Raw genomic sequence first — 16,947 nt, 5'->3', positions numbered from 1 at the left:
TCTATTAACCAAGCAGGGCCAATAGATCCATACGTGAAAGGGATTTTAGCATCTCTGAGTCTGTTTTAATGAGATCACCAACCAGATCCTTTTTCGTCTCTTGTAATTTCATGATTTTTTCTTCGATGGTATTGGGACAAATCAGCCGCACTGCCACTACATTTTTCTTCTGTCCGATACGATAACACCTGTCAATAGCCTGATTCTCTACAGCAGGATTCCACCACGGGTCAACAAGATAAACATAGTCAGCTTCAGTCAGATTCAGACCTATTCCACCTGCCTTCATGCTGATCAGGAATACACGGACATTGTCCTCTGTTTGAAAAGTCTCTACCTGTTCAGCTCGGTTTTGAGTTTGTCCGGTAAGGTAGGCAAAAGAAATATTTCTGCTTTGCAATTCTGTTCGGATTAAGTCGAGCATGGTTACAAACTGCGAGAATACAAGTATCTTATGATAGGGGGATTTATTCTCAATCTCTTCCAATAATGCGTCCAGTTTTGCAGAGGCTGTTCCATAATAGGCTTCATCACTAAGAAGTGCAGGTGAGTCGCAAATTTGGCGCAGTTTGGTTAGCCCCTGTAAGATGTGCATAGTTTCCCGGGTAAGATCGCCTTCGTCTTTTGTTAAAAGAAAGTTCCGAAACTCATCGGTATACGCATTGTACAGATTTCGTTGTTCAGTTCCCATTTCACAGTAGATCACCATTTCTGTCTTTTCAGGTAGTTCATGGGCTACTTGCTTTTTAGTGCGCCGTAATATAAACGGATGAATTCGTTTTTGTAACTCCCGTGCTCGCTGACTGTCTTTAAACCGGTCGATAGGGATAGCATAGATATCTTTAAAGCGTTGACGTGTGCCCAATAATCCAGGGCAGGCAAAAGACAACTGGCTATATAGATCAAAGGTATTATTTTCAACAGGAGTGCCTGTCAGTACAATCCGGTTTCGGGATTGCAGCATGCGTACTGCCTTATATCGTTGCGAATCTGGATTCTTAATGGCTTGGGATTCATCCAGAATCACATAGTTGAATGAATACTGTTTCAGAAAACGAATGTCAGACAGCAGAGTCCCATAGGTAGTGAGAACAATTTCATATGCATCAAACTGCCGGGGATCTGTGATACGATATGCTCCATGCAATGTCAATACCTGAATGGATGGGGCAAACTTTTCAATTTCTGCCTGCCAGTTAAAGATAAGAGAAGTCGGGACTACTACCAGATTCGTATTTTGCTTTACTTTATTCCGTTGAGATAAGATAAAGGCAAGAACCTGAATTGTCTTTCCCAATCCCATATCATCTGCCAGACAACCTCCAAATCCAAATTCATCCAGAAAGTGTAACCAGTTTAATCCCTGATGCTGATAGCTTCTAAGGGTTGCTTGCAAATCATGGGGAACAGGAACTGTTTCAATAGTATCAAAATGAGCTATCCTAGATCGTAATGTTTTGAGCTGGTTTTGCACATCAGCAGACAGCATATCCTCATCATAGAGTTCGTCTATCAGGGAGAAATTTACTTTAGCTGTTCGAATGGATTCTTCTACAATTTCTCCTGCCTGAAAATAAGAAGCTAACTTCTCAATCCATTCCTGAGGAAGAATTCCTTGAGTGCCATCTCCCAACTGTACAAATTTACTTTTGTTACGAACAGCTTGGAGTAAATGCTTGAGTGAGACTTTTTCTTTACCATATCGGATAGTGACAGTTGTATCAAACCAATCAATACCGCTGTTTACAAGGATGGAAATTTTGGCTTTATTGGGGTTAAGGGAATTGTTTTTTATGTCATTAAAGCCAAATATTGTAATATTCTGATTGGTCCATTCTTCAAATACATCCAAAAACCAGTCTTCATTGAGAAAGTCTTTTTTGGGCAGAAAGAAAAAGTCTTTCCCTGCCTGAGTCATAAAGTCAGGATGTTGTCGGAATATGATAGCAGTAAACCATCGTTCAATTGTCTCGTTTCGGTCAACCATAAACGGCTTACCCAACAAATCGAGTGAATAGATTTGCTTTTTCGAAAGTACAGGCACCTCTACTTCTCCGTATCTAACCACTGGAGTAATGAGTACATAATTTTCCCAATCTGACAGATAGATAAGGTATTCAGGTGCGTTCGTGAAATTATGTAATGCCAGTTGCTGAGGAGTTGCTGGTTTTACATACGAATAAATGATTTGAATCTGGTTTTCCAACCGGGAAAGAATAGTCTCTCGAAAACGTTCATATCTGGATTGATGGACAATCAGAGAATTATGGTGTTTTTTGAAAAAACTGATTAGTCGTAACAGATCCGGATTATTAATCAGATAGAGTGTATCAGCTATTTGAATAAAGTAGTCGTATTTGATTTGGAGGGTCTTTAATGCATAAGCTCTCTCTTCTAATACAAGCTGTCCCGTAATCTCAAAAAACTCTCCTTTCTGATCGACTGACAGGCGCATTTCAGATGACATTACTTTCAATTGGACAGGCGCTACCGAGCTAGCATTAATCTGACTGGATATGTTGACATCATGGTAAAAGAAATCTAGTCCCAGTGGATTCTTGATTAGTGCTGTCAGACCTTCAATGTCTGTCTCTGATTTGCTGGAATCATAGTTATGTTGAAATTTAGCAATAGCTGTATAAAAACGTAACTCATCGGTCTGCTTTGTGGTCCATAACAGATCCAGAGGATTAATGCTTTCCAGAGGGTTTTTTACTTTACCCTCACGGGTTACTCCTGTTTTAAGTAATTCTACAGTCAGATGGTCATAGTACTTGTGTTTACGAAGTACAACAATGTATTTTGCGTTAACTGTCGAATGAGCAGGAGTAGAGAGAATAGATTTTGGATTGGAGAATAACTGCTCCAGCATATTTGCCTGGCTGGTTTCATTTACTGGAAAGAGTTCTTTCATGCGTGGTTTGATAGAAACATCTCTGCCTGTATATTCTAGTTCGAAGAATTTATCCAGATTAGTTACTTGTTCCAGACCATAATCTACAGCAATTTGCCGGATTCGAGTGTGACGTAGTTTATCATCAAAGAAGATTCGAAGTTCATCTCTCTTCACTAGATTATACAGTACTTGTCTCTGCGATTCACACAATGAAGACTCTGAGTGATTACAGGTACAACGGGCAATGAGAGCATTCGTTTGCTGATGAATAGTTACCTGAGCGACTAATGTATGAGAAAATGAAGCGGAATCCAATGATATTGAAGTTGGAGTAAGATCAAAAAAGCCTCGGGTATCAGTTGAAGTGTGTGAAGTACTATGTGTTTCTATAACTGTTTGACTAAGTGTAGTCAGTGAATATCCCTCTAGAATATAGAAATGTGGTTCATTAGTATCAGGTAAATAATCCTGTAAGTTTTCAGATAGCATGTTGTCTTTTCCTTTTCTGCAACAGTCAATGTTATTTGATGTGGAAAGTTAATGCATTTCATGCATCTTTTCTGTATAAAAGGTGAAGGATGAGTAATTTGGCAAGAGGTTTGTGCAAAAGAGATGCTAGAGTGAGTGTCAGACTGCGGAGAGATCGGGAATACTGTTTTATTTTGGAAAACCCCTACTTTTGTGAAAATACTTCGAATGCATACAAAGTTCTGGAATATCCTACGAAGATATAGTTTATTATTGGTACTGCTGATAATAGCTGTTGGCCTAAGTTGGTTTTATAAAGCCTATTATCATGACGATGCCCGACAAAAAGTAGAAACACTCCGTATTCAGGTTTGGCGGGAGATTGCCAGAACCGAACAGGAGCAGATAGAGATAGAAAAAGAATATATGCGGAAAAAGCTTCCTGGCCCTTCCATTCTTGATGTTTCACATACTCATCCATTCTGTATTTTTAAAGAAGGTAATCTGGTGTATTGGTCTGATAATCGTTTGGTACCGCAGTATAACCAGTTGGCGAGTGATCAGCGGACACGTCTGGTGAGCTTGAAAACAGGAAAGTTTCTTGTGAATAAGCGAGCTTTTAAGTGGGTAAACGATGATATTGAGATATTTTCATTGATCCCTCTACAACGTCGTTTTAAAATAGAAAACGATTATCTTCAGGAAGGATTCAACCACCGGATCATTCCTTATTCCAATGTACAGCTTGGAACAGAGCTATCCCGTAACGGAGCTAATATTTATTCTCCGGACGCAGTATATCTGTTTTCTCTCGAATTGCCCGAACAAGTACCCGAATCTCAGAGAAAAACATTTTTTATACTTTTTTCCGTGGCTCTGATGGTATTTATAACAGGTGCCGTGTGGCTCAAAAATTTTCTCTCAAAAGTACATTTGCATCCATCGCCTTTCCGATACGAGTTAGGTTTCGGCTTATTAGCCGGTTATCTGTTATTACTCCGATTTTTGATGCTGCGATATTCTATTCCCAATGCATTGATTGAAACAGAGTTTTTTAATCCCAGGTACTACGCCTCGTCTCGTTATACTCCTTCATTGGGAGACTTATTATTAAATTGCTTTACAGCTATTGGACTGGTTACCTATCTGATTCGGTATTTTTTTCGATCTCAGACTTGTAAAATAATATTACAACTGCCTCAACGTACCAAATGGATGTTGACTGTAGGATTGATGGTAGTGAGTTTTGGTTTGTTGACTGTTCATTTTTTATTTATTCGGACTTTATCTCATTACTCGCAGATTAGTCTGGATATTACAGAAAGTATTCATTTCCCTGATCCACGAATTCTGGCACTGGTTACTTTTGTATTGAATAGCATCCTATATTTCTTAGGGACATATCTGATTGTTCGTATCCTGATGCCATTTCGGTTATCCTGGTATGCATTGTTTTTGGCACTGATAGTTGCTGTTAGTCTATACGATGTTGTTGCCTGGTTTATGGGGGAATTGCATCCGGAGATACTAATAGGTGGTAGTTTGTACTTACTTATCTGTTATTATTTCCAGTTATCCCGTTTGCTGGTAAAACTAACCTACAAGATTTCGTTGTATTTTTTCCTGACAGCAGCTTTATGTGCTGCCCTGGGAGCCTGGGCCGTATATGAAATGGAACTGGACAAGCGATTGACAGATAAGAGAGACTTTGCCAATCAATTATTGTCTGAAAATGATCCGTTGGGAGAATATTTATTGAATGGTGTAGCTGATGATGTTCGCAAAGATGAATTTATACAATCCCGTTTTGTTGGACCATTTATCTCCAAAAATGATATTATAAAGAAAGTAAAACGCTACCTGGGTAGTTATTTTGACAGATACGATGTAAAGATCAGTGTCTTTGATCCCTATGGCTTAAATTTAAAAGGAGATGATTACCCGCAGAGTTATGCTGACTATGTGGTGAATTTTCAACGCATGGAGAATGGGAAATATGTATATGGAACAGCCTATGACCATCTGTATTTTATGCCTTCCATGGGAGGTTCGGTAATCAAACAGTATGTGAGTCTGATTACTATTATCCGGCAAAGTGCAATTATTGGGTTTATCGTACTGGATCTTCAGCAAAAAAGAGTGGTTCCAACCAATGTTTTTCCCGGATTGCTACTAGATAAGCGATTTGTTGCTTCTCCTGCTGCTCGTACGTATAGCTACGCCATTTATGATCATGATAATCTGGTATACCACGAAGGAGATTATAACTATGAAAAGTATTTTAATACCAAACGTCTGCATAGTAAAGAATTATTTGAAAGTAGTTTGGTGACAGAGGTTTATCAGCATGTTGGCGTAAAGAACGACAATGGAAGAGTGGTTGTAGTTTCAGCTTTGAAATACAAGTATGCCAGCATATTCAGTAACTTCTCTTTTCTGTTTCTGATACTGGTGTTGATGGTGGGTGTGTATGTTATTTTCTACATTCTGTTTTTCCAGACACCTTATGCCCGAAGTGGGTTTGCTACCCGTATACAAATATACCTGAACCTGGCATTTTTTTTACCACTGATTACAGTAAGTGTGATTACTGTGAGTCTGTTAAGTGCTAACTATCGGGAGAATCTGACACAATCTTATCTGGATGTAGCTCAGAATATTGCAACAGAGCTTCGCTTCCGACTAGATGATTTGTGGCAAAAAGGGGTGAATATAGATACGTACGAGCCCGAAATCAATGAACTAGCTCGTTATACCCGATCAGATGTAAGTATCTTTGATCGGGACGGAGAACTCATGTTGTCTAGTCAGCGACAGATCTATGATGATGAATTGTTGTCTCCTTATATCAATCGCCAGGCTTGGCATGCTATTGCCAGACAAAACTATCTGAGCCAGCAACTGAGTGAATCTCTGGGTAACTTGCAGTATAATGCAGTTTATGTGGCTATTCGGGATGCTTCAGGAAAAGACTTGCAAGGTATTCTCAGTATTCCTTTCTTTGATTCCAAAGCAGAACTGGATCAGCAGATTGGAACTGTACTAGCCACCATTCTAAACATTTTTACCTTTATCTTCCTGGGCTTTTTATTGCTTTCCTATTTTGCCTCACGTATTCTTACTGTACCCTTAAATCTGATTACACAAAAGTTAGGAAAGACATCGTTACAAGAAGAAAACGAACCCCTGGAGTGGAAGTCAGAAGATGAAATAGGATTACTGGTACATGAATACAACCGCATGTTACGCAACCTGGAAGAAAGCAAAGAGGCTCTAGGACGTAGTGAAAAAGAGTCTGCATGGAGAGAAATGGCACAGCAGGTAGCACATGAGATCAAAAATCCTCTGACACCTATGAAGCTTACCCTACAGCATTTGCAGCGAACCCTCTCCCGGCAAGAGCCTGAAGCATTGATGCGTGCCGAAAAATCCATTGGTACATTGCTGGATCAGGTAGATACGCTCAGTGATATTGCGACTTCCTTCTCTGCCTTTGCCAAGATGCCTATACCAAAAGACGAACAGTTTGATGTAGCCGCCCTTTTACGGAAGATTACAGAGTTATATATTTCTGATCCTAAGATTTGTTTTGAGATTTTTATTCCAGATGGTGTTTTTGTTGTAAAGGGAGACTCCCAATTGATGGGGCGTATATTTAGCAATTTAATATTAAATGGTATACAATCTGTGCCAGACGGACGTACTCCTTGTATTGTGGTATCTCTTGTCTGTCCTAATGGACATGTAATCGTATCTGTAAAAGATAATGGATCAGGTATTCCGGATTCTATTCGGGGAAAAGTTTTTTTGCCTCATTTTAGTACTAAAACCTCTGGTTCTGGTATTGGCTTGGCTGTCGCTAAACGAGGAGTAGAGCATGCTGGTGGGCAGATCTGGTTCGAAACAGAAGCAGATAAAGGAACAACCTTTTATGTTCAGCTTTCCTTATACAAAAAAGAATAACTAAGAGCCCCATTTACTCTATTCCTCATGGGGCTCTTAAATCAATCTATATCTGCTGGAACTGGTTGCTGAGCTTCTTTTAGAAAAGAATAGATAGCTTGTTGTGCCTGAATAGGTGATTGTGAATTAACTATAGGATGCATTTTCATGTATTGATCAATACTACAGGCTTGTTGATTGTCTGCTAACTGTAATTGAATGATCTGGTAGATTTCTGATTGTAGTGATAGACTATATAATGGAAAACACACCTCAACTCGTCTATGTATGTTCCGATTCATCCAGTCTGCAGAGCCCAAAAATGTTTGAGGCTGACCATTGTTATGAAAAATAAAGACACGCGCATGCTCCAGATAACGATCCACAATACGACGCGCAGTAATGGTTGGGCTTATGTCGCTTCTTTGTGGGATAAGACAACATATACCCCTGACAATCAAATCAACAGGTACGCCTGCTTTACTTGCTTCATATAGTTTGTCAATCATATGCCGTTCCTGCAGATTATTGAGTTTGATTGTGATTCGGGCAGGTAGTCCTGCCTGATGATTAGCAATTTCCTGATCTATCAGGCTTTCAAAGCGAGTTTGTAAATTGAAAGGCGCTACTAATAGATGTTGAAAAGAAAATGATTGATTGACTGGCTGCTCTCTGCTTTGTAAATAGGTAAATAAAGTATCCAGCTCTGACATTATGCCTTCATGGCAGGTAAGTAACGCATGATCAGTATAAAAGCGGGCTGTGCTTTCATTGAAATTTCCGGTTGCCAGTAATCCATAACATTGGGTTTGTATAGCTGAGGCTTTGCGTTTAACAAGAGCTATTTTAGCATGGACTTTCATTGATGGAATACTATATACAAGATGAATTCCTGCAGCCTGCATCTTTTTTGCCCATTTCAGGTTATTGGCCTCATCAAACCGGGCCTTTAATTCTACAAATACATTTACCTTCTTTCCATTTTTGGCAGCACTAATTAATGCATTAGCAATAAAAGAATCTGAGGCTATTCTGTAGAGTGTAATCATAATCTGCTCAACGGCAGGATCTATTGCTGCTTCATTAAAAAATCGTAATACATAGTTATAGGACTGATACGGAAAGTGTAATAGCTGATCACCCTGCTCGATGGAAGTAAAAATTGATTGATTCCAGTCCATGTCTTTATGATGTAATGGGGGTTGAGGGGGATAGTTCAAATATGCTTGTTCAGCAAGTGGAAGTGAAGAGAGATCTTTGAGATTATGGTATCGTCCACCTGCAATCATCTCCTGAGGATTGAGTACAAAATAATCTGCCAGAAATTGTTGTAATGATACAGGCATACTTTCATCATATAAAAAGCGGGTAGGGAAGCTTGCCTGACGATCTTCCAGCATCTTAGCAATTTGTTTGTCAATTTCTCCAGAGAATTCATCTGCAATATCTATATCTGCATTCTGATTAACCTTTATACAATAACAACCATGAATCGTTTGATTTGGAAATATCTGCGGTAAATATTCCCGAATAATATCGTCGAGGAAAAGAATATGCGTATCTGCATTTCGATGAGTAATCTTAAAGAAACGGGGTAAAGAAGAGTGGGGGATATTAAGCAGACTATAGTTTATCTTTTCAGGTTGCGATGGGGTCGAGAACGCTAGTATAAAATATAACACATTGTCAGTAAGTTGAATCTTGCCCTTGTGTTCAGGGGTGAGTTGTTCTGGCTGAAGGAAAGATAATATCCGGCTAAAGAAATACTCAGAAATAAATGGCTTATCAATATCTGAAAGGTCTTCCTTGTAATATAGATGAATGGATTGTTGTTGCAGTTCTGGTAGAATCTTCTGCGTAAGTAGTAAACCAAATTCTTCCTGTTGTTTGATAATGGTATGTTGCACCTCTTTCAGTAGCTCTTCTTCTGAACTAAATACGGTAGAAGATAATTCATCATTGACAGATAGTTGAGTAATCGCCTGCAGAGAACGCATTCGGACCCGAAAGAACTCATCCAGATTAGAGGAGAAAATAGATAGAAACCGAATTCTTTCAAATAACGGGACTTTGGAGTTGTTCGCTTCTTGCAGTACGCGATAATTAAAACTTAACCAGCTTAGGTCCCTATTAAAATAGTGTGCAAAAGAATTCATAAAATGGTTTGAACATGCGTTGATTAGAGAGCAAGTGTACTAACAAATGATTACAGAAGATAGCGAAAAAGAAAAAATAAAAATATAATAACAATACGTTCTTTTTCTTGTAAAAGATCAATAAAGATATTACAAAGTGGGGGTGGGGATATTTTTACAGGGAATAACAACCTGAAATTGGGTAAGACCAGAGGATGACTCCACTAGTGAAATAGTTCCATTTAGCTTAGCAGCCGCACGTTTAACCATAAAAAGTCCCATTCCGGTATTACGATATTTATCAGCAGCCTTACTGAACATATCAAAAATATATGGAACGTCACTGGCTGGAATGCCTATGCCATTATCTGTGATCTGAATGACCAATTTATGGTCCACTGCTTGAATACAGATTTTGACATAGGGCTCTTTTTGCTTCAGATCCTGAAACTTAATAGCATTTTCTGTCAGATGGCTCAGCATGAAGAGCAAGACATTATAATCTGATTCAAAATAGAGGTCATTTTCGACTTCGATCTGGAAGTCAACACGTCCAAAGTTATCAACGAAGATTATTTTGTTGAGGAGATCATCCTGTAACTTATTAAAGTTAATGGGAATAATATGTATTTCCGATTGATTAATCTCATAAGCTACAGACAACCTGGTCAAAATAGAATCCAGGTGGAGAGCCTGGTAATATAGTTTCTCGAAATAATCAAGTGCTGTAGTGTCTTTGACATCAATATTAGCAACCAAGCACAAGCCTAATAACCGGGCGAGAGGTCCCCGGATATCATGACTGGTACGATAAATAAATGTATCCAGCTCCTGAACAGCTTGTTTTAGCTTATTAGTTCGTTCCTCAACAATGTATTCCAGTTGGGAGTTAGTTTCTGCCAGTTGTTGGTTTTGAAGAGATATGGTACCTTGTAATTCCAGCAAGGTTTCATTGGCCTGTGCAAGCTGAGTATTCTGGGCTTCTATTTCTTCTTTCTGTTCCGTAATCTGAGCGGTTCGCTTCAGAATCTTTTCTTCGAGTTCTTTATTTTTTTGAAGGATCAACTGTTCCCTCTCATCAATAGTACTTTGCTCTAATCGTTGATTTTCTGCTATCTGTAATAAAAGTTGATTTTGTATCCAGTCAATACGCTTTACCAGACCCATTGAAAAAATAGAAACCTGTAGGACCGCTCCAATCTGAATTCCATAGGATGCCCAGGGTAGGGTAGTCTCCAGTAATTGTTGTCCAGCATAGATCAGACAACTAATCAGAAAGATAAGATTGGCTGTCAGAAAATACCATGCTGGTGAATAACCTCTGAGCAGGGCATTGATTGACAAATAAATAAGGAAAGGGATGCTTATAAGCGTAAGAATTATAGACATCATTCTTCCTTCATACCAGTATCCTAGCAGGATGAGGCCTATATTAAGAACAAACGCAATTAATAAACCATTCGCAATCTTATGGAGGCATATTGCATATTTCCTTTCAAGATAGGAGCAGCTAAAAGCAATATAGACAAACAATGTTACCGGAGCTGAACAAAACTTTAGGTAAGTGTCCAGTTTGGGGAAATTTTCGAGCCAGAATATATAGAGATAACCACTATTGGCAGAGATATAGATACATAAGCTCAAAAGGAATGATGCAAAGAGAAGATAAGTAGATTGCCGAAGAGAAACGTAAACAAACAAGTTATATAATAGCATTACCAGCATTGCTCCATAAAAAAGGGCCTGGCGTGCCATGCTTATAGTATATCGGTTCTGATACTCTATTTCAGGATATAGCTTGCTGTTTTTTATGGATCTGACTAGTAGACTTTTGGATGATGGCTTTGTAATTTCTAAACGGAGGTATAATGTTGTTTTCTCCCTATAAAGAAGTTCAAAGCGATGCATGTCTTCCAAGCCAATAGATGCATTTTCCTTAGTAAGAGGGTAGCTGATTTTATATTTTTGATCAGATATAGGGATATACAAAAGAGTTTGCGCTGAAGGTACATCCAGTACAAAGGTTGTATGCAATGAGTCTGCATTATATAGCTGAAAGCGTATCCAATGAACAGTTCTTCTGGATAATGCAGTCTGCTCAGACGCCGAGATAGACGAAAATGATATAAACCGTTGATTGGTAAGTGTTTTTAAGTCTAAGACTGTGTCAGATAGGTTGATGGAAGGACTTAGGATCTGTACATGGTCAGCAATAAAGTAACGTGTTTGGTGTTCTTTAAGGGATAGGGTAGATATAGTATATTGTGCATTCACAGACATTCCCATAGTGGCAATGATGACTATACACAAACTCCAGGTACGAATATAAATAGCTTCCGAAAGGAGAAAAAACGCTTTCAATGAATCTCCAGTTTGAAGTGAGACTTTAACAGATCCGATAGAATACAATCAATTTATTGAATGTTAAAGAAGCAGAATTTATTTACAAAAAATAAGATTTCTTACAGACATAAACTACAATGCAATAATTAAGAAAGAAAAGTATCTGATTTTTATAGATTCCTGATTTAGATATATATAGGGTGCTCCCCGACAAGATATCTTTACTATAATGTATCAGAAAAAGGTTACCGGTTAGTAAAAGAAAAAATCCTTATTACAACGGTATTCTGGATACTATTACTCCATAAAAATAGAGCGATAGGATTGAAAGATGATAGATTAATTGAGGTACTTAATGCCTAAGAATGTTGAGTAAATTAGGCTATTTTTCAATGTAAGAAAAGTAGAAAAAAGGATAGATCTATAAGTCTTAAGGGAAGGCTTGGTTTTTATATAAAGAAGAATGGTAACTAATGATCCAGATCAGCTATAAACAGAAATAGCTGATCTGGATCATTAGTTAATAGCTTAATAACTGACCAATCACTTCTGCAATTTTATCTGCTGAGGGGATTGCTGTCTCTGCTAATTGTTGATTTACAGGAATAGCAGGAAGAGAGGCTGCCCCACAAGTAAATACGGGTGCATCCAGAAAACGAAAACATTGTTGAGTAATTCGGCCTGCCAGCATTTCGGCAAAAGAACCCCGTTGAGATTCCAACGTAACAATCATTGCTTTACCATGGCGTTTGACTGCTGCTATAATTGCATCCCAGTCAAGAGGACTTAATGTTCGTAAATCCAGTACTTCTACAGAACCAGGATAGTGGACTGAAGCTGCAATGGTACGATGGACACCTGGACCATATGTGATTACAACAAGCGAATTGCCTTCATTTCTGGATTCTTCATCAGAATATTGAGCAACGCGGGACTTTCCAAGAGGTAGTACATAATCAGAGGCAGGAGCAGGCGATTCTGCTTCTGTCAAATCATACAAGCTTGTATGTTCAAGGAGGATAACTGGGTTTGGATCAATAAACGCAGATTTTAAAATCCCTTTCATATCTGCTGCAGAGGATGGATAGGCGATTTTTATACCTTTGAACTGTAATAACAATGTTTCAATGCCTACTGATTCAATTGGAATTCGAATAACAGAAGAAACAATAGTTTTTCCATTAGATAAGTAGAATGCTTCAGAAAGTCTGTTCAGCTGGTTCATTGCCAGGAAAATACTTTTAGTAGAAGGCATGCTGACAATAGGTTTGCAACCTGCTGCAGCTAAACCAATAATGGATCCTATCAGATAGGATTCTGCTGCAGGCATACTTGTAACTCGTTCATTGCCATGTTTCTGTGCCAGTCCGATTGCTTCTCTATGAATACCTCCCAAAGGACTGCCTATTTCCACTCCGGAATATATTGCTTCCGGATTTTCAGTAAGTAACTCATCTATTGCTTGTATCGCAGCCTGAATCATGGTAACTTTTTCTGGTGCATCTGCATTCCGATTGCCCTCTTCTTCTATAACTTTTGTTGGTGCAAACCGGTACAGCATAATATTTCCTGTGTCTGGTTGCTGTGATATAGAAGCATATTCAAAGCTATCGTTGATAGTTTGTTCAATGTTCTGTCCGATTTTGTTGATGCTCTCTTCTGTTTCTCCTTCAATGAGCAGATAGCGTCTGAGTCTCTCGATTGGCTCGTCTCTCTGATGTAAAGCAAAATTTTCTTCACTACGGTAAAGTGTATGAGAAACTCCGGCAATATGATCATCTAGTAGAGGGCATTTGGCATGAAGTAGTACTGGCATTCGTTCCAGACGAGCATAATCAATAGCAATCTGAACTTTATCGTAGGCATCCACAAAGTCGGCTCCATTGATACGTACACGTTTCATACCTTTAAAGCCACCTGCGAGTTCATAGGCATCTACAGCCCGGATTTCATCTGACTTTACGGTTCCTCCCCAGTCGTTGTCCTGTACCAGATAAATAACTGGTAACTTTTTCAAAATGGCAATATGAAATGCCTCACTAATTTCTCCTTCTGTAATAACCGCATCTCCCAGAGAGCATAGTACAACTGGACGATCAAAATCCATGCGGAGGTTTTGTGATAACAGGTACATTAAACCTTGGGCAAGACCTGTAGCCGGAATGCTATGTGATCCTGTATAATTTCCCGGTACGGGGATTTGTGGCATATCTTCACGTTGCAGGATAGGGTGGAGATAGGGCATTTTTCCTCCAGAAAATGGATCTTCTTTACGGGCAAGGAGTTGAAGCATCAACTCATAAGGCTGTATCCCCATGGTCAATAACATGGATTCATCCCGATAATAGGGAAAAAGAAAATCATGGGGCTTCAGATGCATAGCTACTGCAATCTGAATAGCTTCGTGCCCACGGGACGAACTATACTGGTAGGGAATGTGATCCGCATTTTTTTTATATACGTTTTGGATGTGTTGGGTTGTACACATCAATTCGTAGGCTTTCTTTAAGGTATCTGCGTTTAATGTCGTGTAATATTTGCTCATCGTCGAATGACTCAGCTGAAAACTGTAATAATTATAAAATTTTTAAGGTGCAAGAAATTGTTTTTCCAGACTCTGCACAAGAGTACCGGAGCCCGATACAGGTTGATAGTCTGTTGTCAGGATGTAGGGTATCCATTGAAATGTATCTGCAAAAGAGATACATTTTTGTCAAATAGCAAATAGTATGAGTATTGCACTATACTAAAAATGGGTTTGAAAATACAACTAATTGACAATAATATAGTAATGGTTAAATAAAAAAATCCGGAGAGCTTATCCTCCGGATTCTGAAAGTATCAAAGTGTAATAAATTTAATCAGAATGTTAACTAAAAACCAAGAGAAGATGCCTGTATAGTATGAACTCCTTATAGAATTTCTAGATTATACTTTTTTTACTTTGCCAATTCCAGATGCATTCAATTGAAGTGTTTTTGCATTTCCCTGATACCGCACTCCTCCAACCCCACTGGCACTAATGGAGATTTCTTTTTCTGCAGTCACTTCGGCACTACCTACACCACTACAGTTTAGGTTGAGCTTATCAACAACAAGATCAAACGCTTTTAGACTGCCAACTCCTGAACATTTGATTGTTGCCTCCTTGGCTGTTCCGTCGAGGTTTAGACTACCAACTCCATCATGGCGAATAGTAAGCGATTGTGCATTGAGAGTCAAATTTGTTTCGCCAACACTATTCACATTTACAACCAGATCCTGTAATTTCAACGTGTTTGTAGTTTGAAGCTTTCCAACATGATTAAGATTGAGTTCCTGAAGATTCTTAAAAGTGATATAGAGATCTGATTTTACATTGTTAATAGATTGATGTTGGTTTTTTGTCCATTTTACGATTAACCGATCGTTTTCATTTTCAACAGTAATATATTGAAGCAGATTATCATCAATAGCTATTTTTACAGATTCTGTATTTCCTTGAGTAAGATGTATAGTAAATACACCTTCGATTTTAATCTCATCAAATGAACTTACTGAAAATGTCTTTTCCACAATGTGACCATTGCCTTTAATCCTGTCCTGTGCAAAGGAAGTAAGGTAGATATTCACAATACAATTTAAAACGAATGTGAGAAGAGTTATTCTGGTTTTCATAGATAGAGCGTGTTGTCAGGTTGATAATTAGTGAACATGTATAGTTGTAGTAGCAAAACACCTATAAGATGAGAATACAACATAGAAAGTTGCATGGAAAACCTCATTTCTACAAAAAATGCAATAGAGCTGACTAGAGTGATTAAAGATCTATAAAGAGAAGGTGCCTTATAAATCATAAAAAAAGCCGCAATCTTTTGGTTGCGGCTGTGAAAGTTGGATTAAAATTTTGGACAAGGCAATCGTTTCACTCTTCGCTTAACATGTTTTTTGGGGGCAGCTGGTGGAAATTCGTACGAAAGAGATAGTTCATGAGAACCACCAGTAGCTGTTCCCAGATTGGAAATTGTGAGGTCATAACTATAGCCAATGGACAATCCTGACTGTTTAAATCCAACCAAAAATACCATTGCGTCATTATTGTTAATACCTACTTCATAACGTTTGATAGGGAGTCCTCTGTACCATATACCAAATACTACTGGTTCATAAGTAAGATACATACCTACATCAAACTGATCGTATTTGCCTTGTGCTTTGTAAAGGAATACAGGACTAATACTGCGTTCTGGTGCTGTTTTATCCTCTGCCAAACCATGTTTTGTATTATCATCCAATGGGATTTTAATTCCTCCATGTACCGTAAACCGCACAGGGAGAGGGCTGTTTGTCTCCGTATAAGCTTGATTCGGGCGTGTCAGATTATGAGCAGAGAAGCCCAACCAGGCCCGACTGGTATATACCATACCTCCTGCAGAAACATTCAGGTAATTTAGTGCCGCAGGATTTTTATTATTGGCCAGATCATCGTCGCTAGGAAGTGTAAAACCTCCTTTTCCGTCAAACTGATCCCCGAAAGTGAGACCAAAATAGTTGATACTACGGTTTACATAGGAGAATTGCAGGCCCGCCCGAACAGCTATTAAATTACTCACCTGCAATTCATAAGCATATTGTGCACCTATATCAATCGAATTATACCGTGCAAAGGCTTGCTGATCCCGCATAATGATTAAACCAATCCCACTATTGATTCTGGGAAGATAGGTATCTACTCCTGCAGAATACGTAAGATAATTAGCATCCAAAGCTGGCCACTGATGCCGATAGTTTGCTGTAAGGCGTGTTGCATGCGCCCCTCCTGCCAACGCCGGATTCAAATAAAGAGGATTGGCATAAAACTGTGAGAACTGAGGATCCTGAGCCCAGGCAACAAGATTGCAGAAAACAATCAAAATTATAGATAAAATCTTTCGCATGAATATTGGTATACGTTGAGATTATAGAGCACCAATGTAAAAGAAATAGACCAATGTATGATTCCAACGCTAAAATTAGAAAAAAATTGAGCGTTGCTCAAAAATGATTTTATATAGTTAGCTTGTTTTAAAAGTAGTAGTTCATAGTCAACCAGTTGTCTTAAAGGAAAGTTTTCACAATCAGCCTGATATATTTACAGAAGCAGTCTCCAGTTATCAAACCATACAGAATCATGTAATAAACATG

At 38.6% G+C, this 16,947-nt stretch carries 7 protein-coding genes; 1 reads left to right on the top strand and 6 read right to left on the bottom strand.

All coding sequences use genetic code 11. The features are described from left to right. Nucleotides 1–4 precede the first annotated feature (4 nt). Nucleotides 5–3,385, bottom strand: a complete 3,381-nt coding sequence (locus tag QNI22_RS26250; protein WP_314515252.1) for a DEAD/DEAH box helicase — start codon at nt 3,383–3,385, stop codon at nt 5–7. A gap of 192 nt (nt 3,386–3,577) precedes the next feature. Between QNI22_RS26250 and QNI22_RS26245 the strand changes: the two genes are divergently transcribed. Further along, a complete protein-coding gene (locus tag QNI22_RS26245) occupies nt 3,578–7,327 on the top strand; it encodes an ATP-binding protein (RefSeq protein ID WP_314515249.1) in 3,750 nt (1,249 codons plus the stop codon). A 41-nt stretch (nt 7,328–7,368) separates the two neighbouring features. Here the strand turns inward: QNI22_RS26245 and ppk1 are convergent, their stop codons facing one another. From ppk1 to QNI22_RS26220, 5 genes are all read right to left on the bottom strand, one after another. Beyond that, nucleotides 7,369–9,462 carry a polyphosphate kinase 1 gene (ppk1, locus tag QNI22_RS26240; RefSeq protein WP_314515248.1) on the bottom strand — a complete coding sequence of 698 codons (2,094 nt, stop codon included), beginning with the start codon at nt 9,460–9,462 and terminating at the stop codon, nt 7,369–7,371. 129 nt (nt 9,463–9,591) lie between these two features. Next, complete coding sequence (locus QNI22_RS26235; protein WP_314515246.1) at nt 9,592–11,802, bottom strand: sensor histidine kinase; 2,211 nt, start codon at nt 11,800–11,802, stop codon at nt 9,592–9,594. 502 nt (nt 11,803–12,304) lie between these two features. Next, complete coding sequence (locus QNI22_RS26230; RefSeq protein WP_314515244.1) at nt 12,305–14,329, bottom strand: alpha-ketoacid dehydrogenase subunit alpha/beta; 2,025 nt, start codon at nt 14,327–14,329, stop codon at nt 12,305–12,307. Nucleotides 14,330–14,712: 383 nt separating this feature from the next. After that, nucleotides 14,713–15,441: a head GIN domain-containing protein gene (locus tag QNI22_RS26225; protein ID WP_314515242.1), complete on the bottom strand. Its 729-nt coding sequence runs from the start codon at nt 15,439–15,441 to the stop codon at nt 14,713–14,715. A gap of 221 nt (nt 15,442–15,662) precedes the next feature. Continuing rightward, nucleotides 15,663–16,700 (bottom strand): PorP/SprF family type IX secretion system membrane protein, encoded by a 1,038-nt coding sequence (locus QNI22_RS26220; protein WP_314515240.1) that lies wholly within the window; start codon nt 16,698–16,700, stop codon nt 15,663–15,665. Nucleotides 16,701–16,947 lie beyond the last annotated feature (247 nt).

Source organism: Xanthocytophaga agilis, from assembly GCF_030068605.1.
GTDB lineage: Bacteria > Bacteroidota > Bacteroidia > Cytophagales > 172606-1 > Xanthocytophaga > Xanthocytophaga agilis.
Note: the sequence above shows the minus strand (reverse complement) of the source record. Positions and strands in the feature narration are given on the sequence as shown.

Bases quoted from the DNA above. Each gene is read 5' to 3' on its own strand.
- QNI22_RS26250 (WP_314515252.1), bottom strand. From the start codon at position 3,385: ATGCTATCTGAAAACTTACAGGATTATTTACCTGATACTAATGAACCA.
- ppk1 (WP_314515248.1), bottom strand. From the start codon at position 9,462: ATGAATTCTTTTGCACACTATTTTAATAGGGACCTAAGCTGGTTAAGT.
- QNI22_RS26230 (WP_314515244.1), bottom strand. From the start codon at position 14,329: ATGAGCAAATATTACACGACATTAAACGCAGATACCTTAAAGAAAGCC.
- QNI22_RS26225 (WP_314515242.1), bottom strand. From the start codon at position 15,441: ATGAAAACCAGAATAACTCTTCTCACATTCGTTTTAAATTGTATTGTG.
- QNI22_RS26220 (WP_314515240.1), bottom strand. From the start codon at position 16,700: ATGCGAAAGATTTTATCTATAATTTTGATTGTTTTCTGCAATCTTGTT.